Annotated in this window: 20 protein-coding genes; 15 read left to right on the top strand and 5 right to left on the bottom strand. The window is 67.3% G+C overall.

Translation table 11 applies throughout. The annotated features are described in order from the left end of the window. Positions 1–117: 117 nt before the first annotated feature. The 12 genes from GOC52_RS06890 (at position 118) to rnt (ending at position 11,198) form a co-directional block, all read left to right on the top strand. On the top strand, positions 118–1,329 hold the full coding sequence (locus GOC52_RS06890) for an OprO/OprP family phosphate-selective porin (RefSeq protein WP_010486208.1): 1,212 nt from the start codon (positions 118–120) through the stop codon (positions 1,327–1,329). A gap of 222 nt (positions 1,330–1,551) precedes the next feature. Next, positions 1,552–2,568 carry a phosphate ABC transporter substrate-binding protein PstS gene (gene pstS, locus GOC52_RS06885; protein ID WP_010486211.1) on the top strand — a complete coding sequence of 339 codons (1,017 nt, stop codon included), beginning with the start codon at positions 1,552–1,554 and terminating at the stop codon, positions 2,566–2,568. 411 nt (positions 2,569–2,979) lie between these two features. After that, positions 2,980–4,068: a phosphate ABC transporter substrate-binding protein PstS gene (pstS, locus tag GOC52_RS06880; protein WP_049411494.1), complete on the top strand. Its 1,089-nt coding sequence runs from the start codon at positions 2,980–2,982 to the stop codon at positions 4,066–4,068. Between the two features lie 82 nt (positions 4,069–4,150). Next, the gene (gene pstC / locus GOC52_RS06875; protein WP_005412771.1) at positions 4,151–5,119 is read left to right on the top strand and encodes a phosphate ABC transporter permease subunit PstC; all 969 of its coding nucleotides are present in this window, start codon (positions 4,151–4,153) and stop codon (positions 5,117–5,119) included. Further along, entirely contained in the window at positions 5,119–5,982 is an 864-nt protein-coding gene (gene pstA, locus GOC52_RS06870; RefSeq protein WP_010486218.1) for a phosphate ABC transporter permease PstA, read from the top strand. Before pstC ends, pstA begins: the two co-directional genes overlap by 1 nt. Positions 5,983–6,001: 19 nt before the next feature. Beyond that, positions 6,002–6,832 carry a phosphate ABC transporter ATP-binding protein PstB gene (pstB, locus tag GOC52_RS06865; RefSeq protein WP_005408788.1) on the top strand — a complete coding sequence of 277 codons (831 nt, stop codon included), beginning with the start codon at positions 6,002–6,004 and terminating at the stop codon, positions 6,830–6,832. Positions 6,833–6,897: 65 nt separating this feature from the next. Next, positions 6,898–7,605, top strand: a complete 708-nt coding sequence (gene phoU / locus GOC52_RS06860) for a phosphate signaling complex protein PhoU (RefSeq protein ID WP_008265615.1) — start codon at positions 6,898–6,900, stop codon at positions 7,603–7,605. Between the two features lie 259 nt (positions 7,606–7,864). Beyond that, the gene (locus GOC52_RS06855) at positions 7,865–8,221 is read left to right on the top strand and encodes a hypothetical protein (protein WP_010486221.1); all 357 of its coding nucleotides are present in this window, start codon (positions 7,865–7,867) and stop codon (positions 8,219–8,221) included. Beyond that, a complete protein-coding gene (locus GOC52_RS06850) occupies positions 8,208–9,083 on the top strand; it encodes an HvfB family MNIO-type RiPP peptide maturase (RefSeq protein ID WP_029380076.1) in 876 nt (291 codons plus the stop codon). Before GOC52_RS06855 ends, GOC52_RS06850 begins: the two co-directional genes overlap by 14 nt. After that, on the top strand, positions 9,076–9,831 hold the full coding sequence (locus tag GOC52_RS06845; protein ID WP_010486224.1) for an HvfC family RiPP maturation protein: 756 nt from the start codon (positions 9,076–9,078) through the stop codon (positions 9,829–9,831). The genes GOC52_RS06850 and GOC52_RS06845 overlap by 8 nt, the downstream gene beginning before the upstream one ends. Before the next feature lie 26 nt (positions 9,832–9,857). After that, complete coding sequence (locus GOC52_RS06840; protein WP_049411501.1) at positions 9,858–10,379, top strand: HvfX family Cu-binding RiPP maturation protein; 522 nt, start codon at positions 9,858–9,860, stop codon at positions 10,377–10,379. A 168-nt stretch (positions 10,380–10,547) separates the two neighbouring features. Continuing rightward, positions 10,548–11,198, top strand: coding sequence for a ribonuclease T (rnt, locus tag GOC52_RS06835; RefSeq protein ID WP_014036542.1), 651 nt, complete (start codon positions 10,548–10,550; stop codon positions 11,196–11,198). Between the two features lie 125 nt (positions 11,199–11,323). Here rnt and GOC52_RS06830 read toward each other — a convergent pair whose 3' ends face one another. The 3 genes from GOC52_RS06830 to GOC52_RS06820 form a co-directional block, all read right to left on the bottom strand. Then, entirely contained in the window at positions 11,324–14,350 is a 3,027-nt protein-coding gene (locus GOC52_RS06830; RefSeq protein ID WP_010486230.1) for a ligand-binding sensor domain-containing diguanylate cyclase, read from the bottom strand. Between the two features lie 177 nt (positions 14,351–14,527). Beyond that, positions 14,528–15,937 carry an ATP-binding protein gene (locus tag GOC52_RS06825; protein WP_010486233.1) on the bottom strand — a complete coding sequence of 470 codons (1,410 nt, stop codon included), beginning with the start codon at positions 15,935–15,937 and terminating at the stop codon, positions 14,528–14,530. Positions 15,938–15,943: 6 nt separating this feature from the next. Continuing rightward, positions 15,944–16,672, bottom strand: a complete 729-nt coding sequence (locus GOC52_RS06820) for a response regulator (protein ID WP_005408779.1) — start codon at positions 16,670–16,672, stop codon at positions 15,944–15,946. Between the two features lie 204 nt (positions 16,673–16,876). Here GOC52_RS06820 and GOC52_RS06815 point away from each other — a divergent pair, with 204 nt between their 5' ends. Genes GOC52_RS06815 through GOC52_RS06805 form a run of 3 tightly spaced genes read left to right on the top strand, consistent with a single transcriptional unit; the run spans position 16,877 to position 21,509 of the window. Next, the gene (locus tag GOC52_RS06815) at positions 16,877–18,118 is read left to right on the top strand and encodes an efflux RND transporter periplasmic adaptor subunit (protein ID WP_191850988.1); all 1,242 of its coding nucleotides are present in this window, start codon (positions 16,877–16,879) and stop codon (positions 18,116–18,118) included. After that, a complete protein-coding gene (locus GOC52_RS06810) occupies positions 18,115–20,073 on the top strand; it encodes a MacB family efflux pump subunit (protein ID WP_191850986.1) in 1,959 nt (652 codons plus the stop codon). Before GOC52_RS06815 ends, GOC52_RS06810 begins: the two co-directional genes overlap by 4 nt. Further along, on the top strand, positions 20,070–21,509 hold the full coding sequence (locus GOC52_RS06805) for an efflux transporter outer membrane subunit (protein ID WP_043402603.1): 1,440 nt from the start codon (positions 20,070–20,072) through the stop codon (positions 21,507–21,509). The genes GOC52_RS06810 and GOC52_RS06805 overlap by 4 nt, the downstream gene beginning before the upstream one ends. Before the next feature lie 73 nt (positions 21,510–21,582). On the opposite strand, the gene rlmB is transcribed toward GOC52_RS06805, so the two are convergent. Both rlmB and GOC52_RS06795 read right to left on the bottom strand, forming a co-directional pair. Continuing rightward, a complete protein-coding gene (rlmB, locus tag GOC52_RS06800) occupies positions 21,583–22,326 on the bottom strand; it encodes a 23S rRNA (guanosine(2251)-2'-O)-methyltransferase RlmB (RefSeq protein ID WP_043402600.1) in 744 nt (247 codons plus the stop codon). Positions 22,327–22,419: 93 nt separating this feature from the next. Further along, positions 22,420–22,914 carry a GFA family protein gene (locus tag GOC52_RS06795; RefSeq protein ID WP_043402597.1) on the bottom strand — a complete coding sequence of 165 codons (495 nt, stop codon included), beginning with the start codon at positions 22,912–22,914 and terminating at the stop codon, positions 22,420–22,422. Positions 22,915–22,927 lie beyond the last annotated feature (13 nt).

Genomic DNA, 22,927 nt, shown 5'->3' with positions numbered 1-22,927 from the left:
GGCCATGCCGTGACGGGGCCTGCGGTGGATGTCTGCCGCGCGCGAACTGTCACATTTACGCAATCTTTACCTTCTAGCCTGCGCGCATCTTCCAACCTGCCTGCAAGGCTCCTCTCCATGAAACTGCATCACCAACTCCTGACGGTGGCCGTGGCTGCTGCGCTGTATGTGCCGGCTGCACACGCCGAAGTCGCCATCGACGTGATCGGCGGTTCGGAAATCACCTTCGAAGGCCTGGTCCAGGCCGACGGCAACTGGTTCGACAACGACCTGACCGACCTCAACGGTGGCGACGCCGGCAACGGCAAGAACAGCGAATTCGAACTGCGTCGCGCCGAGCTGGTGCTGAAGGGCAAGGGCCCGGGCAACGTGGAATGGGTGGTCGGCTATGATGCCAAGGCCGATAAGTTCCTCGACACCAACGTGAAGTACAAGCTGCTGGGCAACGCCAACCACTTCCTGCAGCTGGGCCAGTTCAAGCAGCCCAACAGCCTGGAAGAACTGTCCAGCACCAAGAACAACGATTTCATTTCCAAGGCAGCAGTCACCAATACCTATGCCATCGCCCGCCGCCTGGGTGGCGCGTACAGCTACGGCCAGGACAACTGGTCGGTGACCGCCAGCGCCTTCGGACGCGAGCTGACCCGCAACCTGGCCCACGGCAGCGGCTACGGCGCGCGTGGCACCTGGGCCCCGATCAATGAAAAGGGCCAGGTCCTGCACTTCGGTCTGAGCTACGTCAACTACGACGCCGACGCCGACACCCTGCGCGTGCGTGCGCGTCCGAATGCCGACCTCGCCACTGCCCGCCTGATCGACAGCGGCAACCTGACCGACACCGACCGGGTCAGCACCATCGGTGCCGAAGCGATGTACTTCCAGGGCCCGTTCAAGGCCCAGGCCGAGTACTACACCAGCAAGGCCAAGCGCTACGACCACGACAACTACACCAGCGACGGCTACTACATCAGCGGCGTGTGGAACGTCACCGGCGAGACCTGGAGCTACAAGGGCGGCACTCCGGGCACCGGCCTGCCGAACAACCCGGCCGGCGGCCAGTGGCAGCTGGGCGTGCGCTACGACCACATGGACCTCAATGACGGCAACCTCGCCGCCAACCCGGTCGCTGGTCGCCCGCCGATCGTCGATGGCGTGCTGGGCGGCAAGATGGACATCTGGACCGTGGGCGCCAACTGGTACCTGCGTTCCAACTTCAAGCTGATGCTCAACTACGTGATGGTCGACAGCAAGAAGTACAGCTCCACGGCGCGCGGTTTCGTCAACGACGATCCCAACATCCTGGAAGCCCGCGCGCAGTTCTTCTGGTAAGTCCAGCCGCCTGCGTTGAACCGCGAAGGCACGGCCCCGTCCGTGCCTTCGTCGTTGCAGCGGTGCCCGTGCCGCCCTGCCGGCGCAGCGGACGTGACACCCCTCATGACGCGTGTCACGTCCGCGTCATATGACAGACGCGGACATGTCACGCAACCGTTATGGAATGTGCACCGAAACGTCGGGCAACCGCCCTTCGACCACCACCCCAGGAGTCTCCCCGTGATCCACGCCTTCAAATCGCGCGCCGCTGTCGCCATCCTGGCTGCATCGTCCGTGTTCGCCGCCAACGCCGCCGACATCACCGGCGCGGGCGCATCGTTCATCTACCCGGTCATGTCCAAGTGGTCGGCCGACTACAGCGCTGCGACCCGCAACAAGGTCAACTACCAGTCGATCGGCTCCGGTGGTGGCATCGCCCAGATCAAGGCCAAGACGGTTGATTTCGGCTCCTCCGATGCTCCGCTGAAGCCGGAAGAACTGGCCGCCTCGGGCCTGGCGCAGTTCCCGTCGGTGATCGGTGGCGTGGTGCCGGTGGTGAACGTGGCCGGCATCGCCCCGGGCGCGCTGAAGCTGGACGGCGCCGTGCTGGCCAACATCTTCCTAGGCAAGATCAAGACCTGGAATGACCCGGCCATCGCCGCGCTGAATCCGGGCGTGACCCTGCCGAGCGCCAAGATCACCGTCGTGCATCGTTCGGACGGTTCGGGCACCACCTTCAACTTCGTCAACTACCTGTCCAAGGTCAGCCCGGAGTGGAAGAGCTCGGTCGGTGAAGGCACCTCGGTGCAGTGGCCGGCCGGCATCGGTGGCAAGGGCAACGAAGGCGTTGCAGCGTACGTGAAGCAGATCAAGGGCGGCATCGGCTATGTCGAACTGTCCTACGCGCTACAGAACAAGCTGTCGTACACCGCGATGAAGAATGCCGCCGGCAAGTTCGTGCAGCCGAGCGATGCGTCGTTCGCCGCTGCCGCCGCCAGCGCCGACTGGGCCAACGCCAAGGATTTCTACCTGGTCATGACCAATGCGCCGGGCGCTGAATCCTGGCCGATCACCGCCACCAACTTCATCCTGGTGCAGAAGACGCCGAAGAATGCTGCCAATGGCAAGGCCACCCAGGAGTTCTTCCGCTGGGTCTACAAGAACGGCGATGCCCAGGCCCGCCAACTGGACTACGTGCCGCTGCCGGACAGCCTGGTCCGCCAGATCGAAACCTACTGGACCCAGAACCTGAAGTAAGCGCGTTCCCCCGCAGGAACGGGATCGGCGGGTCCTCTCTCCCCCGCCGATCCCAACCCGGGCGCGAGATCCTCGAGATCTCGCGCTCTTCTTGTTTTTGGGGTGCACCAGGCTCTGTAGAGCCGAGCCCATGCTCGGTTGGGTGCTGGAGCGTGCAGACCAACGGTCCGCAGCTACCGAGGACAGGGAGCAGTCGAGTATGGCTCGACTCTACCCAGCGCCCAGGCCGTCATATCGATGCGCAGATCCGGGGTCTCAGGGCTCCTGCCAAGGGCCGGCCAACCCCGTGAAACCCTTGTCAGAACGTGATCCAGGACACCTCTGTCATGGTCGTAATACGGCTGTAACAAAAACATCATTTCATAGCCGCATCCGCCGACGTCGTCGGCTCTACCCCGCTATGGAGTGACCATGAAACTGCACTCGGCCGGCCTTGCCGCCCTTTCCCTGGCCATCGCCCTGGGCCTGTCGGCCTGCGGTGGCGACAAGCAGGCCGCGCAGCAGCCGGCTGCCGACGGTGCCGCGGCCCCGGCCGCTGCCGGTGCCAAGGTGACCGCCGAAGTGTCCGGTGCCGGCGCTTCCTTCATCTTCCCGCTGGTCTCCAAGTGGTCGGCTGACTACAACGCCAGCACCGGTGCCAAGATCAACTACCAGTCGATCGGCTCGGGCGGCGGTATCGCCCAGATCAAGGCCGGCACCGTCGACTTCGGTTCCTCCGACAAGCCGCTGAGCAGCGAAGAGCTGGCCCAGGCCGGCCTTGCGCAGTTCCCGTCCGCCATCGGCGGCGTGGTGCCGGTGGTCAACATCGAAGGCCTGGAAGCCGGCAAGCTGCGCCTGAGCGGCGCCCTGCTTGCCGACATCTTCCTGGGCAAGGTCAAGACCTGGAACGACCCGGCCATCGTCGCCGCCAACCCGGGCGTGAAGCTGCCGGACGGCAAGATCACCCTGGTCCATCGTTCGGACGGTTCGGGTACCACCTTCAACTTCTCCAACTACCTGTCCAAGGTCAGCCCGGAGTGGAAGAGCAAGGTTGGCGAGGGCACCTCGGTGCAGTGGCCGGATGGCGTCGGTGGCAAGGGCAACGAAGGCGTTGCTTCCTACGTGAAGCAGATCAAGGGCTCGATCGGCTACGTCGAACTGGCCTACGCGCTGCAGAACGGCATGCCGTACACCGCCATGCAGAACGCGGCCGGAAACTGGGTCGAGCCGAGCGCGGAAACCTTTGCCGCAGCGGCCGCGAGCGCCGACTGGGCCAGCGCCAAGGACTTCAACCTGGTCATCACCAACGCACCGGGCGAGCAGGCGTGGCCGATCACCGCCACCAACTTCATGCTGATGCAGAAGAAGCCGAAGGACGCCAAGCGCAACCAGGACACCCTGGCCTTCTTCAAGTGGGCCTTCGAGAACGGCCAGGCCCAGGCCAACGAGCTGCACTACGTGCCGCTGCCGGCCGAACTGGTCAAGCAGATCGAGGCCTACTGGGCGACCGACCTGAAGTGATGGACCCGACGGTGCCCGCCCCGCGCGGGCACCGCTTCTTCCACGCCATGCCGCCCCGCCCCTTCCTGGCCCTGCCGTCCCCATGAATGCCATCGCCCAGCCTGTAGCCGCCCCGTCCACGCGCGATGCGCGTGATGCCCGCAACGACAAACTGTTCCGATGGGTGCTGGTCGGCACCGTCATCTTCGTCCTGATCGCCCTGGCCTGCGCCGCGCTGTCGATGCTGTGGGGCGGCCGCCATGCCCTGCAAATGCAGGGCCTGAGCTTCTTCTTCTCCGCCGACTGGAATCCGGTCGAAAACAAGTTCGGCGCCCTCGCCCCGATCTACGGCACCCTGGTCACCGCCGTCATCGCGATGGTCATCGCCGTGCCGGTCAGCTTCGGCATCGCCTTCTTCCTCACCGAAGTCGCGCCGCGCTGGCTGCGTGGCCCGGTCGGTACCGCCATCGAACTGCTGGCCGGCATCCCCTCGATCATCTACGGCATGTGGGGCCTGTTCGTGCTGGTGCCAGTGATGACCGAGTACGTCACCCCGTTCCTCAACGAAACCCTGGGCGAATGGCCGATCATCGGCCCGATGTTCCAGGGCCCGCCGCTGGGCATCGGCATGCTTACCGCCGGTTTCGTGCTGGCCATCATGGTCATTCCGTTCATCTCCTCGGTGATGCGCGAAGTGTTCCTGACCGTGCCGACCCGCCTGAAGGAATCGGCCTACGCGCTGGGTTCCACCAAGTGGGAAGTGAGCTGGGACATCGTCCTGCCCTACACCCGCTCGGCGGTGATCGGCGGCATCTTCCTCGGCCTCGGCCGCGCTCTGGGCGAGACGATGGCGGTGGCATTCGTTATCGGCAACAGCGTGCGCCTGTCGCCGTCGCTGCTGGAACCGGGCACCACCATCGCCGCGCTGATCGCCAACGATTTCGGCGAAGCCACTGAAACCTACCGCTCGGCCCTGCTGCTGCTCGGCTTCGTCCTCTTCATCGTCACCTTCGTGGTGCTGGCCATTGCCCGACTGATGCTGATGCGCCTGTCCCGCAAGGAGGGCAACTGATGTCCACCACCGCTGATTCGCTGTACCTGCGCCGTCGCATCGGCAACGTCGTTGCGATCACTGCCTCCTGCGCCACCGCCCTGTTCGGCCTGTTCTTCCTGGGCTGGATCCTGTTCACTCTGGCCTCCAAGGGCATGGCTGGCATCAACTGGGATCTGTTCACCAAGATGACGCCGCCGCCGATGCAGGAAGGCGGCCTCGCCAACGCCTTCTTCGGCAGCGCGGTGATGTGCGCGATGGCGATCGGCATCGGCACCCCGCTGGGCGTGTTGGCCGGCACCTGGCTGGCCGAGTACGGCAACGCCCGCAAAGCCGGCACCGTGGTCCGCTTCGTCAACGACATCCTGCTGTCGGCGCCATCGATCGTGCTCGGCCTGTTCGTCTACACCCTGTACGTGATGCAGACCGGCGGCAACTTCTCGGCGTTCGCCGGTGCCCTGTCACTGGCCTTCATCGTGCTGCCGGTGGTGGTGCGTACCACCGACGAGATGCTGCGCCTGGTGCCCTCGCAGATGCGTGAGGCGGCCCTGTCGCTGGGTATCCCGCAGTGGAAGGTGATCGTGCAGGTGCTGTACCGCAGTGCATCGGCCGGCATCATCACCGGCATCCTGCTGGCGCTGGCCCGCATTTCCGGCGAGACCGCGCCGCTGCTGTTCACTGCCTTCGGCAACCAGTACTGGAACAACAACATCTTCCAGCCGATGGCCTCGGTGCCGGTGGTGATGAACCAGTTCGCCGGCAGCCCGTATGAATCCTGGCAGGTGCTGGCCTGGGCCGGTGCCCTGGTGCTGACTGTCTTCGTGTTGCTGGTCAGCCTTGCCGCCCGCGGCATCCTGCTGCGCAACCGTATCTCCCATGACTGACCTTTCCGTGGATAACGCCATGAACGACCTTTCCAACGCCGTGCCGATGCAGCGCATCGCCGTGCCGTCCTCGCACGAGAGCCTGCACACGCCGTCGCCGGTGAAGCTGGCTGCGCGTGGACTGGACTTCTACTACGACAAGTTCCACGCCCTGAAGGGCATCAACCTGGAGATTCCGGAAAAGCGCGTAACCGCGCTGATCGGTCCCTCCGGTTGCGGCAAGTCGACCCTGCTGCGCATCTTCAACCGCATCTACGCGCTGTACCCGAAGCTGGAAGCGCGCGGTGAAGTGCTGCTGGACGGCGAGAACATCCTGTCGCCGAAGTACCCGATGAACCGCCTGCGCAGCAAGGTCGGCATGGTGTTCCAGAAGCCGGTGCCGTTCCCGATGACCATCTTCGAGAACGTGGCCTACGGCATCCGCCACCACGAGAAGCTGAGCAAGGCCGACATGGCCGACCGTGTCGAGCAGGCGCTGCGCCAGGGCGCGCTGTGGGACGAAGTGAAGGACAAGCTGGGGCAGAGCGCGCTGGGCCTGTCCGGTGGCCAGCAGCAGCGTCTGTGCATCGCCCGTGCCGTGGCCCTGCGCCCGTCGGTGCTGCTGCTGGACGAGCCGACCTCGGCGCTGGATCCGATCTCGACCAGCCGCATCGAGCAGCTGGTGGAAGAGCTCAAGCACGAGTACACGATCGTGATCGTCACCCACAACATGCAGCAGGCCGCGCGCGTATCCGACTACACCGCCTTCATGTACCTGGGCGACCTGATCGAGCACGACCGCACCGAAGTGATCTTCTCGCAGCCGTCGCAGCGGCAGACCGAGGACTACATCACCGGTCGCTTCGGCTGATCGACGCTGTTCCTTCGCCACATGTTCCAGCCAGGCATGGCCTGGCTCTACCCGGATTGCAGACCATGAATCTTCCCAACGACCACATCGTCAAGAGCTACGACGAAGAGCAGCAGCGCCTGGTGGCCGAAATCGTGCGCATGGGCGAGATGGCCGTCGCCCAGCTCGAAGCGGCGATGGACGTGATCGAGAAGCGCGACGAGAACGCCGCCCATCGCATCATCGCCAACGACGAAGCGATCGATGCGCTTGAGCAGCAGATCAGCCACGACGTGATGCGCCTAGCGCTGCGTGGCCCGATGGCGCGCGACCTGCGCGAGATCCTCGCCGGCCTGCGCATTCCGGCCGACATCGAGCGCATTGGCGATTACGCCGCCAACGTCGCAAAGCGTTCCATCGCCCTGGGCAAGGTGCCGCCGCTGCCGCAGATCCAGGGCCTGCGCGCACTGGGCCGCCTGGCCGCGCAGCAGGTGCGCCGCGCCATTGCCGCCTACCGCGACAACGACGCCGACGCCGCGCTGGCACTGCGCGAGGACGATGCCCGCCTGGACGCGCAGTACACCGCGCTGTTCCGCGAGCTGCTGACCTACATGATGGAAGACCCACGCAACATCACCCCGTGCACGCACCTGTTGTTCATGGCCAAGAACCTGGAGCGCGTGGGTGACCACGCCACCAACATCGCCGAGAACGTGTGGTTCCTGGTGCACGGCGAGCAGCCGCTGCCGCCGCGCGAGAAGCGCGACGAAACCTCCAGCACCGGCCAGCCCTGACGCTGCACTGCAACACCGGAGTCGACTCCAAGGTGGCCGCTGTCCTGGTGACAGCGGCCTTCCTGTTTCTGGGCGTTCCACCCGCGTTGTGGGCGCCGGGCCTGCCCGGTGCGAACCTTCCGGATGCTTCTGTAACAAACCTCACGAAAATTTGAGGTCTTGGCGAGGATTCGTTGAGTAGGATCGCTGCACCATCGTTTCCACCGGCATCCCTGCCGGCCACCCGGGCACCCGCCCACACCACCCAGGAGCACGACCGATGAGCAGTTCCAACAAGACCCTGTCCCTGCTGACTGCTACCGCCCTGGCCGCCGGCCTGGGCATGACCGCCAGTGCCTCGGCGCTGAGCATGAGCGACCTGGCCCAGGGCTATCTGGTGGCCGGCCAGGCAGCCAAGGCCAGCACCGATGCCAAGGCAGCAGATACCAGGATGGCCGCCGACGCGACCAAGCACGCCGAAGGCAAATGTGGTGCCGACGGCAAGAGTGCCGAAGGCAAGTGCGGCGCCGACAAGGGCAAGGCCGCCGGTGCTGCGGCAGGCGCCAAGGCCAAGACCGGCGACAAGAAATCGGCCGAGGGCAAGTGCGGCGAAGGCAAGTGCGGTGCCAAGCACTGACGTCCGCGCCAGCGCCGTCCACCTGCGGCCGCCGCTTCATGCGGCGGCCGCAGGGTTGGGGCTGCGCAGGGCGCTGCTGCAGGATCTGCGCGATGCACCGGCGGGTGACTTCGATTTCCTCGAATGCGCGCCGGAGAACTGGATCCATGTCGGTGGCCCCGCTGGGGATGCGCTGGCCGAGCTCGCGCAGCGCCATCCGTTGAGCTGCCACGGTCTGTCGTTGTCACTGGGCGGCAGTGCGCCGTTGGATACGCAGCTGCTGGAACAGGTCGGCCAATTCCTGGAAATGCACCGCGTGCCGCTGTACAGCGAACATCTGAGCTACTGCAGCGACGACGGCCACCTGTACGACCTGCTGCCGATTCCGTTCACCGACGAAGCGGTGCGCCATACCGCCGCACGCATCGCCCGCGTGCAGGACCTGCTGGGTCGCCGCATCGCGGTGGAAAACGTGTCCTACTACCTGGCACCGGAGCCGGCAATGGACGAACTGGCCTTCACCAAGGCCGTGCTCGCCGAGGCCGACTGCGACCTGCTGCTGGACGTCAACAACGTCTATGTCAACGCCTGCAACCATGGTTACGACGCCGACGTCTTCATTGCCGGGCTGCCTGCAGAGCGCATCGTCTGCCTGCATGTGGCCGGGCACCTGGACGAGGCACCGGACCTGAAGATCGATACCCATGGCAGCGCGGTGATCGACCCGGTCTGGGAGCTGCTGGCGCGTACCTACGCGCGCATCGGCCCACGCCCCACCCTGCTCGAACGCGATTTCAATTTCCCGCCCTACGCCGAACTGCAGGGCGAACTGCAGACCATCCGCCGCCTGCAGGCCGCGCACGCCGGGGCTGTACATGGCTGACACCACCGACACCCTGCGCGCGCAGCAGCACGCGTTCACCGCTCACCTGCGCGATCCGCAGGGCGTACCACCACCGGCCGGTCTGGAGCCACGCCGGGTGGCGGTGTACCAACGGCTGCTGTTCGACAATCTGCTCGGCCTGTTGAGCAACGGCTTCCCGGTCTGCGTGCGCCTGCTCGGCGAACCGGCCTGGAGCGGACTGCTGCGCCAGTACTTCGCGACCCATCGCTGCCAGACGCCGCTGTTCACCGAACTGGCCGCCGAATTCGTGCAGTGGCTGCAGGCGCAGCCACAGCTGCCGCATCCGGCGTTGGCCGAACTTGCTCATTACGAGTGGGTGGAAACCGCGCTGTACCAGCTTCCTGCCGAGCCGCTGCCGGTGCCGGGTGACATCGACCCACTACGGGTTCCGCTGCGGCGCTCGCCGCTGGCATGGCCACTGCTGTATCAGTGGCCCGTGCACCGGCTCGGTGCCGAGGACGCACCGTCACAACCGCCGGCGGAACCGACCGGCCTGCTGGTCCGTCGCGAGGCCGATGGCGAGGTGCGCTTTGCCGTACTCAGCCCGCTGGCGGTGTACCTGCTGTCCAGTATCGGCGAACACCCCGGCCTCGATGGCCATGGCTACCTGCGGCACCTGGCCGCCGCGCACGGCCTGGCCGAGGACGCGCTGGCCGGACCCGGTGCCGCGCTGCTGCAGCAGTTCCTGCAGGCCGGCGTGATCGGCCCGCTCGCAGTCCCCGGCTGACGCCCCCTTCCCCCGGAGAACCACCGATGAACCTCCCGACCCTGGCCGCCGTGCGCGGCCAGCTGGACCGTCTCGCCCCCTGGCTGGCCCCGCTCGGCCTGCGCCTGCTGCTGGCCTGGGAATACTTCGAATCCGGCCGCGAAAAACTGCACGGCCAGAACTGGTTCGCCGACCTGCAGGATGCCTTCCCGTTCCCGTTCGACCAGCTGCCGGCCACCCTGAACTGGCAGCTCGCCACGTGGTTCGAACTGATCGGCGCGGCCTGCCTGCTGGTTGGATTCGGCACCCGGTTTGCTGCGGCCAGCCTGCTGGTGCTGACCGTTGTAGCGACCTATGCGGTGCATTGGCCGATGGAGTGGAACTCGCTGTCTGACCTCGCCATGGGCTACGCGATCACTGACCAGGGCTTCGGCAACTTCAAGCTGCCGGTGCTGTTCATGGCGATGCTGCTGCCACTGATCTTCACCGGCGCCGGCAGGCTGAGCGTGGATGCGTGGTTGGCGCGGTGGCAGCCATCGGGCACGACGGCACGGCCCGCAGTCCGGTAAATGCCGACCCTGGTCGGCGCGCACCGTGCCAACCAAGGTTGGCACCTACCGGAATCCTGAGCGTGCGGTGCCCGGTAGGTGTCGACCTTGGTCGACACACGACCACGCAGGGAACCCATGCACAGAAGGCTGGCCGGGCGCTCAGGGTCGCTCTGCTAGAATTCACGCATGACTGACCCCACGCCCGCACCTGCCGCCGCTCCCGATTCCGCAGTACCCCAGGCGCAGCGCGCGATGTCACAACGCTTCCGCGGCTTCCTGCCGGTGGTGGTGGATGTGGAAACCGGCGGCTTCGACAGCCAGCGCAACGCCCTGCTGGAAATCGCTGCCGTGCCGATCGAGATGGACGAGAACGGCCTGCTCTACCCCGGCCAGACCGCCAGCGCCCACGTGGTGCCGGCCGAAGGCCTGGAGATCGACCCGAAGTCGCTGGAAGTGACCGGCATCATCCTCGACCACCCGTTCCGGCTGGCCAAGGAAGAGAAGGCCGCGCTGGACCACATCTTCACCCCGGTGCGTGCGGCGATGAAGAAATACGGCTGCCAGCGCGCGATCCTGGTCGGCCACAACGCCCATTTCGACCTAGGTTTCGTCAATGCGGCGGTGGCACGTACAGGTCACAAGCGCAATCCGTTCCATCCGTTCAGCGTGTTCGACACAGTGACCCTGGCCGGCATCGCCTACGGGCAGACCGTGCTGGCACGTGCGGCCACGGCCGCCGGGCTGGGGTGGGATGCCAATGAGGCGCACAGCGCGGTGTATGACACCGAGCAGACCGCGCGGTTGTTCTGCACCATCGCCAACGCCTGGCCACGCTAAGGCAGCGCTTTCTGTAGAGCCGAGCCATGCTCGGCTGCGCCTTTTTCCGCGCTGTCGCGCTGTAGTCGAGCATGGCTCGACTCTACCGATCGATAGAGGCATATCCACGCCATGCGTGGATGCGATCAACCAATGCTCGTGCGATCGCGGCCGTCGCTCTTGGCGCGGTACAGCGCGCGGTCTGCGCGCTGGTACAGCAGCGCCGGGGTGCGGTCGTCGGCGTCCAGCTCCACCAGCCCCGCGCTGAAGGTCACGCGCAGGCCGTCCACACCGGCCCAGTCGGGGTGGTCATGGAACAGGCCGCGCAGGCGTGCGCACAGCTGTGCGGCTTCCTCCAGGCGGGTGTCGTTGAGCAGCAGCGCGAACTCTTCGCCACCAGTCCGCGCGGGCAGGTCCGAGTCGCGGCTGGCGGCGGCGATCAGCCGCGCCACCTGCACCAGCACGGCATCGCCGATGCTGTGGCTGTGGCGGTCGTTGACGTCCTTGAAGTGGTCGATATCCAGCACCACCAGGCACAGCGGATGACCACTGCGCTGCGAACGCGCAAAGTCGCGGGCCAGCGTTTCATCGAAGGCACGGCGGTTGGCCAGGCCGGTCAGCGCATCTTCGCGGGCCTGCCGTTCGAAGGCCTCGGCCTGGCGTGCCAGGCGCTCGGCCAGTTCGGTCTTTTCCTGGTTCAGCGCCTGCAGGTGCACGGTCTTCGCCTGCAGGTCGAAGGTGGCCTCGTCCACCCGCCGCGCCAAGCGCAGGTTGCTGGCCTTCAGCTGCTGCAGCAGCAGGCGGTACAGCGCCACCAGCCCGGCCAGCAGCAACAGTCCACCCAACCCCTGCACGCTGCGTCGCTGCCACCAGAACGGCTCCACGGTGAAGCTCCATACCGCTTCCTGCTGGCCCCAGCTGCCACTCGGATGGGCCGCGGCCACGTGCAGGGTGTAATCGCCCGGCGGCAGGCCGACGAACTCCACGCTGCGCTGCGGGCCGCGTTCGACCCACCCCGCATCCAGGCCATCCAGCCGCGTGCGGTAGCGGATCCGGTCCGACATCAGGTAGCTCAGGCCGACATAGCTCACCGTCAAGCGACGGCCGCCGGGAATGTAGTTGCGGTCCGGGCCTTCCCAATGCACCGGTGCGCCATCCACCTGCACGCTTTCAATCGCTGCCGGCGGTGAAAGGCGCTCGCGGAAGCGCTGCAGGCGTTGCGGGTCAACGGTGCTCAGGCCTCCGGCGGTGACCACCCAGAACGTGCCGTCCTGGCGCAGGATCGCCGAGGGCCCGGAGCTGCCGTTGGCCTGCGCATTGGCCATGCCGTCGATCTCGTTGTAGCGCTCCACCATCACCCGGGGTGCGCGACCATCGGCCACGGCGTTGAGGGTGGCCATGTCGGTGCGCAGTACACCGCGGTTGCTGCTGATCCACACATTGCCAAGGCGATCCGGCACCAGCTGGAACACCGCATCTACCGGCATGCCCTGCTCCAGCCCCACCCGCGCCAGCGTGCCGTTCCGCCAGCGGTACAGGCCGCGGTCGCTGCTGATCCACATCGCGTCGCCCAACTGATGGAAGCCGAACACGCTGCGGCCACCGCCCAGCGGCGCCAGGTCGATCGACTGCACGTGGTCGCCGCGCAGCACGCGGATTCCCTCGATGGTGCCGATCCACAGGTTGCCCTGATGATCGTGCTCAAGTGCGGTGATCAGGCCGCCGGGCATGCCCGGGACGTTCGATACCTGCACACGGTCACCGTCGATGCGGACCACGCCCTTCTGCGTGCCGGCCCAGACCACACCCTGCGGGTCCACGCTGATCGCGCGGATGTTGCCACCCGGCATGCCATCGGCGGCGGCATAGTTGTGCCGCAGCCGGCCGTCACGACCAAGACGGTAGACGCCATCGCCGAACGTTCCGACCCACAGGTCACCGTCCGGGCCCTGCGCCAGGCTGAGCACCGAAGGTGCCTTGCCGCCGCGGTTGTGCAGCGGCATCGCACGGAAGCGGCCATCGGCGGTCTGCAGATCGAGGCCGCTGGCACTGCCGACCCACAGCTGGCGGTCGCGGTCCTCGAACACGGTGCGCACATAATCACCACTGAGGCCATCGCGCTCGGTGTAGCTGCTGAACAGCGTTTCGCGCAGGCGGTACAGGCCGCCGTTGGCACCGACCCAGATGCTGCCCTCGGCATCCTCGCGCAGGCTGACCACGCGTCCACCCGGCAGGTTCAGGCCCGCCGGCAGCCGCTCCAGTCCATGCGAGGAGATCCGTAGCAGGCCCTGGTTCTCGGTGCCCAGCCACAGGTCTCCATGGCGATCCTGCAGCATCGAGGTCAGGTGCAGCTGGCCCGGCAGGCGGTGCATCAGCACCAGCTGATCATCTTCCACGCGGTACAGGCGCTCGCCGGCGACGATCCACAGCGCGCCGTCCGGAGCGCGGTACGGCCACGACAGGCCACTGCCGGCGCCCAGCCCCCACGCCGCGGGCGCCCGCTTGAGCACGCCGTCGTTGTCGCGCAGCACCAGCCCGTCCAACGTACCGGCCCAGACCCGGTCCTGCGCATCGACCACCAGCTTGGTGAAGCTCATCGCCATCGGCAGGTCGGCGGCCGGCGCCTGGTAGACGATGCCGGTGTCCGGCGTCAGATAGCCGATGCCCTTGCCTTCATAGAGCAGCCACAGGCGGCCCTGGCTGTCCATCTGCATGGACTGGATCAGTACCTGCGGGGTATCGGCCTGGTGCTCCCAGACCCGCCACTGGCCATCGTTACCGCGGTGGCTGACGTTGCCGCGCGAATCACTGATCCACAGCCCGCCCTGACGGTCGACGAACAGCGCACCGATGCCGTTGTCGCGCAGGCCCGGGCGGGTGCTGCGGTCGAACACGGTGAAATCGAGGCCGTTGTATCGCACCAGGCCTTCCCAGGTGGCGAACCACAGGTGGCCTTCGGGGGTCTGCGCGATGTCGCGCAGCGAGTTGTGTGGCAGGCCGTTGCGCGACGTCCATACATCGATGGCGTAATCGCGCAGCGGCGGTGCCCCCTCCTGCGCAGCCACCGGCAGTGACAGGGCCAGCAGCAGCCACAGCAGGCCCTGTCGCAGCCATCGACCGATACCTGATCCGCAGCGCTCCGCCCAGCGCCCGATGTCCCCCTGTCCGGCCATCAGTGCAGCGGCGGCGGCCAGGCAGGGCTGCCGGGCCTGGCAGCATGCGGGAGCTGCCAGGCAGCGCTGAACGGCATGCCGGCGGGAACGGGCTGGCTCATCGGGGGGAAACTGGGAAGATGCGCAGATGATAGGCCAAACCCGGCCCACGGCGTCACCATCGCCAGCCGCGAAGACTCAGCCCGCGCGCCCCGGCGGCGTTACCTGTGCACTGGCCGGCCACTGCACTACCGCCTCCAGCCCGCCTTCGGCGCGGTTGCGCAGCCACAGCCTCGCGCCATCCTTCTCGGCCAGAGCGCGGGCGATGGTCAAGCCCAGACCGGCGCCGCCGGTTTCGCGCGAACGCGAGGTCTCCACCCGCACGAACGGGTCGAACACGGCTTCCAGTTGATCTTCGGCCAGGCCGGGGCCGTCGTCGGCCACCACCACGGTGATCGCGCCGCCACTGCGCTCGACCCGTACCCTCACCCGGTAGGCGTACATCACCGCGTTGTCCACCAGGTTGGAAAACAGCCGGTGCATGGCCAGCGGACGCAACATCAACACCGCACCGCTGCCCCCTTCGAAGACGACATCACCGCCACCCTCGGCGGTGTCTTCAACGATGCTCTCCAGCAGCGAATCCAGGTCCAGTGCGGCACGCTGCTCGGCGCTCTCAGCGCTGCGCGCCAGCTCCAGGCCTTCGCGCACCAACGCCTGCATCGCGGCCAGATCGCCGATCAGGCGCTCGCGCAGTACCTCGTCGCTGACGTTCTCCAGGCGCAGGCGCAGGCGGGTCAGCGGGGTCTGCAGGTCATGGGTGATCGCCGCCAGCATCTGCGTGCGCTCGGCCAGGTGCCGCTGCAGGCGATGCTGCATGGCGTTGAAGGCTTCCGCGGCACGCTGCACCTCGCGCGGCCCGCGCAGCGGCAGGGGATCGCGCTGCAGGTCGTCGCCCAAGTCTTCAGCGGCGGCCGCCAGCTCCTGCAACGGCGCGCTGGCGATGCGCGCGACGATGTAGGCCAGCACCGCGATCGCCAGCACCAGCAGGGTCAGGAACCACGGATCAACGGCGAGGATGCCGTTGTGCGCCACCGCCGGCGAATCCAGCGCCAGCTTCAGCAACGTGCCGTCGTTGAGGGTCACGTCGACCGCACGGCACTTGGGCGGGATGAATGCCGGATCACGCTCGCGCGGGTGCTTGCGATGCCCGGGCGGCGGCGGCGGCAACAGGTCCTGCAGCTTGGGAATGCAGGAGCGGAACGAAGCGAAGTGCACATGCGCGCGAGCGACCGGCCCCGGCCGGTCATCCAGGACTTCCATCAACGCCGTGTCGGCCCGCCCCAGGCGCGCGCCGGGTTGCAGCGCGCGGACGCTCGGCCCACCGATTTCGAGCAGGCGCTCACGCAGCTCGGGATTGCCGTCGAGCAGGTTGACGTAGCCCTGCAGGCGGTCGGCGATGCGGTTCAGGTTCTGCCGCTCGAACTCCTGCTGGCGCTTGGAGGTGGCCAGCATGGTCGCGCCGATCGCGGCCACGCTCATGCCCAGCAGCAGGATCACGAACAACCGCCCGACCATCGAGGACAGGAAATGGCGCAGGCGCTTCATCGCGGCTTATTCCAGGTTCACCGAGGAGGCCAGTACATAGCCTTCGTTGCGTACGGTCTTGATCAGCCCGTCCGGGCCACCATCGTCGCCCAGCTTGTTGCGCAGGCGGCTGACCTGCAGGTCGATCGCGCGATCCTGTGCCTCGTAGTTGCGGCCACTGCTGAGCGCGACCAGCTGCTCGCGCGACAGCACCTTGTTGGCATGGGCGATGAACACCCGCAGCAGGCGGAACTCGGCGCCGGACAGCACCACCACGCGATCGTCCGGGTCCACCAGGTGGCGATGCTCCAGATCGAACACCCACCGCGAGAAGCGCGCACGGCGCACCGCCAGCGGCTCCAGGTTGGCCGGCAGCGCCTCGGTCCGGCGCAGCACGTTGCGGATGCGCGCCAGCAGCTCGCGCGGTTCGAACGGCTTGGCCAGGTAGTCGTCGGCGCCCATTTCCAGGCCCAGCACGCGATCGATCGGCTCGGCGCGTGCGGTCAGCATGATCACCGGCGTGTTCGAGCGTGCGCGCAGGTCGCGGCACAGGGTCAGGCCATCCTCACGCGGCAGGTTGAGGTCGAGCACGATCAGGTCCACGTGCTCGCGGTCCAGCAACTGGCGCATGGCGGTGCCGTCGGCAGCCGTGCTCACCTGGTAGCCGGCACGGCCGAGCTGTTCGGCCAGCAGGGTGCGGATGTCGTTGTCGTCGTCGACGATCAGCAGTCGGTGCATCGTGTTTTCAGTCTCCATGTCGCGATCATCCCGTGTCGGCAGCTGAACCGCATCCGGGGCAATGCGTACCAGTGTATCCACCCGTGGGCGGGATACCTGTGGTTACGCGTATTCACCGACAGTGTTACATAGAGACATACCCCGAGGATTGAGCCGCCCATCGCCCGGTCTTCACAATGCCCACCAACGCCGCCGCCGCGGCCCCGAGAGTGAAGCCACGACGTGACGTTCCGCCTGCTGCCCGCGACCCGCCGGGGTCGCCTGATACTGATCGCCCTGCTTGCCCTTGCCGTCGCCGCAGCCGCCTGGTGGCTGCTGCGCAAGCCCGCCGCCCCGGCGGTGGCGACCACGCCCGTCAGCCGTGGTGACATCGAGCAGACGGTGGAGGCCACCGGTGTGATCGACGCCTACAAGCTGGTCAGCGTGGGTGCCCAGGCCTCGGGCCAGATCAAGTCGCTGAAGGTGCAGCTGGGCGACACCGTGAAGGAAGGCGATCTGATCGCCGAGATCGACGCCACCACCCAGCAGAACCAGGTGCTCAACGCGCAGGCCTCGCTGGACCAGGTCACCGCCCAGCGTGCCGTGCAGCAGGCCACCCTGCGCCAGGCCGAACTGGAGTTCGCGCGCCAGCAGCAGATGCTCGCCGCCGAAGCCACCTCGCGCCAGGAATACGATGCCGCCGAGGCACAGCTGAAGACCGCCCGCGCCCAGCTGCAGTCCTACGAGGCGCAGATCAAGGGCCGCGAAACCGAACTGGGCACCGCCCGTGCCAACCTGGCCTACACCCGCATCACCGCGCCGATGGACGGCACCGTGGTGGCGGTGGTGGCCGAGGAAGGCCGCACCGTGAACGCCAACCAGACCGCGCCGACCATCGTCATGCTGGCGCGGCTGGACGTGGTCACCGTCAACGCCGAGATCTCCGAGGCCGACGTGGTCAAGATCAAGGCCGGCATGCCGGTCTACTTCACCACGCTGGGCGACCCGGACCGCAAGTACCACGCCACCCTGCGCCAGATCAATCCGGCGCCGGCCTCGATCGCCAACGAGAATTCGTCCAGCTCCAGCAGTTCGTCCAGCTCCAGTTCCAGCAGCGCGGTCTACTACAACGCGCTGTTCGATGTGGAGAACCCGGACGGCACGCTGCGCATCGACATGACCGCCCAGGTCTCCGTGCTGCTCAAGCAGGCCAAGAATGTGCTGATGGTGCCGGCGGTGGCACTGGGGCCGAAGCGCCGTGGCGACGAGCGCATGGTGCGGGTGCTGGACGACAAGGGCCAGCCGCAGCCGCGCAAGGTCACCGTGGGCATCAATAACGGCGCCTCGGCCGAGATCCTGTCCGGCCTGAAGGAAGGCGAGCGCGTGGTGGTGGGCGAAGGCGGTGCGGCCGGTGCCAGCGCCGGCGGCGGCAACCGCGGCGGCATGCAGATGCGGGTCGGCGGCCCGGGCATGGGGCGCCGATGAGCACGACGGCGCCGCTGCTGCGCCTGCGCGACCTGCGACGCGAATTCCCGGCCGGCGACGATGTGATCGCCGTGCTGCGTGACGTCAACCTGGACATCCACGCCGGTGAGATGGTGGCCATCGTCGGCCAGTCCGGCTCGGGCAAGTCGACGCTGATGAACATCCTCGGCTGCCTCGACCGCCCTACCCGTGGCAGCTACCAGGTGGCCGGCCGCGAAACCGGGAAGATGGAACCGGACAAGCTGGCCGAACTGCGCCGCGAACATTTCGGCTTCATCTTCCAGCGCTATCACCTGCTGGGCGACCTGGACGCGCGCGGCAACGTGGAAGTACCGGCGGTGTATGCCGGCAGCCCGGGCGCAGTGCGCAACGCGCGTGCCGAGCAGCTGCTGCAGCGGCTGGGCCTGAGCGACCGCATGCACCACAAGCCGGGCCAGCTGTCCGGTGGCCAGCAGCAGCGCGTGTCGATTGCACGTGCCCTGATGAACGGCGGCGAGGTGATCCTGGCCGACGAACCCACCGGCGCGCTCGACACGAAATCCGGCGAGGAGGTGATGGCGATCCTCGGTGAGCTGCACGCCGAAGGCCACACCATCATCATCGTCACCCACGACATGAGCGTGGCCGAACACGCACAGCGCATCATCGAGATCCGCGACGGCGAGATCATCGTCGACCGCGCCAACCCGAACGCACCCACCTACCGCGCGCAGCGCGAGGCCAGCACCGGCGTCGCCCGCGGCAACAGCTGGCGGGCGGCCCGCGACCGCTTCACCGAAGCGTTCCGCATGGCACTGCTGGCGATGAACGCGCATCGGCTGCGCACCTTCCTGACCATGCTCGGCATCATCATCGGCATCGCCTCTGTGGTCTCGGTGGTGGCGCTGGGCAATGGCTCGCAGCAGCAGATCCTGCAGAACATCAGCGCGCTCGGCACCAACACCATCGACGTCTATCCAGGCCGTGGTTTCGGCGACATGCGGTCGGCGCGGGTACAGACGCTCAAGGCCAGCGATGCCGATGCACTGGCAAAGCAGAGCTACGTGGACAGCGCCACGCCCAGCGTGTCGACCTCGGTCACCGCGCGTTACCGCAACCAGTCGTCCACCGCCCAGGTCAGCGGCGTCGGTGAACAGTTCTTCCGGGTCAAGGGCGTGACCCTGCTCAGTGGCAGCTTCTTCGACAGTGATGCAGTGAAGGGCCTCGGCCAGGTGGCGGTGATCGACGAGAACACCCAGACCCAGTTCTTCCCCGATGTCGACCCGGTCGGCCAGGTGATCCTGCTCGGCAACGTGCCAGCACGCGTGGTCGGCGTGGCCAAGCGCCAGAGTTTCGGTTTCGGCGGCAGCACCAGCCTCGGTGTGTGGGTGCCGTACACCACGGTGATGTCGCGCATGCTCGGCCAGAGCCACGTCTCCAGCATCACCGTGCGCGTGGACGACGACACGCCGATGGATGCGGCGCAGGAAGCGATCACCCGCTTGCTGACGATGCGCCATGGCACCGAGGATTTCTTCCTCAGCAACAGCGCCGAGATCCGCCAGACCATCGAACAGACCACGCGCACGATGACGCTGCTGATCGGCGCGATCGCAGCCATCGCGCTGCTGGTCGGTGGCATCGGCGTGATGAACATCATGCTGGTGTCGGTCACCGAGCGTACGCGTGAGATCGGCGTGCGCATGGCCGTGGGTGCGCGGCAGAGTGATATCCGCCAACAGTTCCTGATCGAAGCGGTGCTGGTGTGCCTGCTCGGCGGCGTGCTCGGCATCGGCCTGGCCCTGCTGCTGGGCTCGATGATCGGCCGCTTCGCCAGCGACTTCCAGGTGCTGTTCTCCACCGCCTCGATTGTCGCCGCCTTCGCCTGTTCGACCCTGATCGGCGTGGCGTTCGGCTTCCTGCCCGCGCGCAATGCCGCGCAGCTCGACCCGGTGGAGGCCCTGGCCCGCGAATGAAGATGATGACCCGACTGCCCTTCCCTGCTCCCTCGCGCCTGCTGCTGGTGGGCGCTGTTCTGCTCGCCCTCTCAGGCTGTGCATCGGTGGGCCGCTACCCGGTGCAGGCCCCCGACGTGGCGGCCAGCTACGGGCGTGGCGACGCCACTCTCAATGCACCCGCCGACGACCCGCGCAGCAGCCTGGATACACCCGGCCGCGACATCCGCCAGGACACCTGGTGGACCGGCTTCGGCGATGAACGACTGGACCGCCTGGTGGCGCAGGCGCTGGCCGCCAACAGCGATCTGGCCGCCGCCGGCCTGGCCGTGCAGCGTTCGCGCCTGCAGGCTGGCCTGGCCAGCAACGCGCTGTGGCCGCAGCCTTCGTCCTCCGGGGTCAGTGGCAGCGCCAGCCGCGCCACCGACCAGGCTGATGACTGGCGCCGCAGCTACTCCACCGGCGTTTCGCTGGGCTGGGAGGTCGATCTGTGGGGCCGCCTGCGCACCCAGCGCGACATCGCCCGCTGGGAAGCCGAGGCCAGCGAGGAAGACCGGCAGAACACCGCGCTGCTGGTGATCGGCGACACCATCACCCAGTACTGGAACCTGGCCTATCTCAACCAGTCGATCGCCACCGGCCAGGCCAACCTGGAGCGGCTGGAACGTACCCGCGAACTGGTCCAGGCTCGCTTCGACGCCGGTGCGGTATCGCGCCTGGAAGTACGCCAGGCACTGCAGAACCTGCAGTCGCAGCGCTCCTCGCAGAGCGCGCTGGAACAGCAGCGGGTGGAAGTGCGCAATGCGCTGACCGTGCTGCTGGACGGCACGCCGTGGCCACAGCAGGACGAGCCGCAGGACCTGCTGGCCGCACGCAGCCCCGGGATCAACGAAGGCCTGCCGACCGACCTGCTCGGCCGCCGTCCCGACCTGCGCGCAGCCGAACTGCGCCTGCGCAACAGCCTGAAGACCATCAAGGTGACCGCCACCCAGTACTACCCGGCGCTGAGCCTGACCGGCAGCCTCGGCTCCAGTGCGACCTCGCTGGGTGATGTGCTGCGCAACCCGGTGGCCACCCTGGGTGCGGGCCTGTCATTGCCGTTCCTCAATCTGCAGCGCGCGCAGCTGGATACCGACATCGCCGGCACCGGCTACCAGATCGCCGCGACCAATTTCCGCAAGACGCTGTACACCGCGCTCTCGGAAGTGGACAACGCACTGTCGGCACGCGAGCAGCTGGCGCGCCAGGTGGCGGCCTCGCAGGCTTCGTATGACGAAGCGGTGGAAGTGGAGCGCGCGCAGGAAGTGCGCTACCGCGTGGGTGCCACCGACCTGCGCACCTGGCTGGAAGCGCAGCAGACCCGGCGTGATGCCGAGCTGTCGTTGGCGCGCGTGCGCCAGGGCCAGCTGAACAACGACGTGACCCTGTTCAAGGCGCTGGGCGGCAGCGCGGGCTGAGGCCCGTCCTGTAGAGCCGAGCCCACGCTCGGCTGCAACGAAGAGCAGCCGAGCGTGGGCTCGGCTCTACAGATCAACCGCGCTGGCGCACGGCCTCGAACAGGCTGACGCCGGCGGCGACGGAGACGTTCAGGCTCTCGATCTCGCCCGGCATCGGAATCTTGACCAGGCCATCGCAGTTCTCGCGGGTCAGGCGGCGCAGGCCATCGGCCTCGCCACCCAGCACCAGGGCGATGTTGCCCTTCAGGTCCAGCTGGTACAGCGAAGCGGTGGCTTCGCCGGCCAGACCGTAGATCCACACGCCCTGCTTCTGCAGGTCCTTCAGGCAGCGCGACAGGTTGGTCACCGCCACTACCGGGATCAGATCGGCGGCACCGGCCGAGGTCTTGCGCACGGTCGCGTTCACCGTGGCCGACTTGTCCTTGGGGATGATTACTGCAGTCGCGCCGGCCGCAGCGGCCGAGCGCAGGCAGGCGCCGAGGTTGTGCGGGTCCTGCACCTCGTCCAGCACCAGCAGCAGGGCCTTGCCTTCGGCTGCAGTGACCAGGCCTTCCAGCTCGTTCTCGCTGTAGGTACGAGCGGCGGCATAGCGCGCGGCCACGCCCTGGTGGCGCACCGAACCACCCACGCCATCCAGCGCCTGGCTGTTCACCTTGCGCACGTCGATGCCCTTGCGGCGGGCGTTTTCCTCGATCTCGGTCAGGCGCGGGTTCTTCGCACCGGCCTCGACCAGCACTTCGCGGACGTTCTCGGCGTCGTTCTCGATGGAGGAGGCGACGGCGTTGAAGCCGACAATCCACTGGCTGTTCTTGCTCATGCGGGCGGGGACCGGAAAGGGGGTGGCTATGGTAGAGCATCGGCGACGGCCGCGCTTCGCGCTCGCCGCGCATGGCCCGGCGCTACCCGCCGTTCACCCTTCGGCTGAACGGCTGCGCGGCGGCCAGTGTGGGGTGTCGTGGTCGGGATGCTGGTGGGACACGATCGTGGCCAGGAAATCCAGCGCGGCGATGTCTTCCTCGGTACGACGGGCCGGCAGGCTGGCCAACGTATCGACGAACGGCAGCTTGCGCTCGACCCCGTACTGGATCGTCGGCGGCAGGCGCTCGGGTTCGTCAAAGGCACCGGCCGCCACCGCCACGCCGTCCGGCGCCTCGTAGGTCAGCGGCGTACCGCAGTCGGCGCAGAAGCCCCGCCGCACCACGTTGGACGACTGGAAATAGCGCGGCTGGCCGCGGGTCCAGCTGAACTGCACGCCGCGCACCGACACCAGCGGCGCGTAGTAGGCACCGAAGGCCTTCTGGCACATCCGGCAATGGCAGATCGAGCTGTCGGTGAGCGCGCCACGCGCCTGGAAGCGGATCGCGCCGCACTGGCAGCCGCCGCTGTACTCGGGTTGGCCCTGCATCTGCGGTCCTCCG

It is taken from the genome of Stenotrophomonas sp. SXG-1 (assembly GCF_014083965.1).
GTDB classification, from domain to species: Bacteria; Pseudomonadota; Gammaproteobacteria; order Xanthomonadales; family Xanthomonadaceae; genus Stenotrophomonas; species Stenotrophomonas geniculata.
Note: the sequence above shows the minus strand (reverse complement) of the source record. Positions and strands in the feature narration are given on the sequence as shown.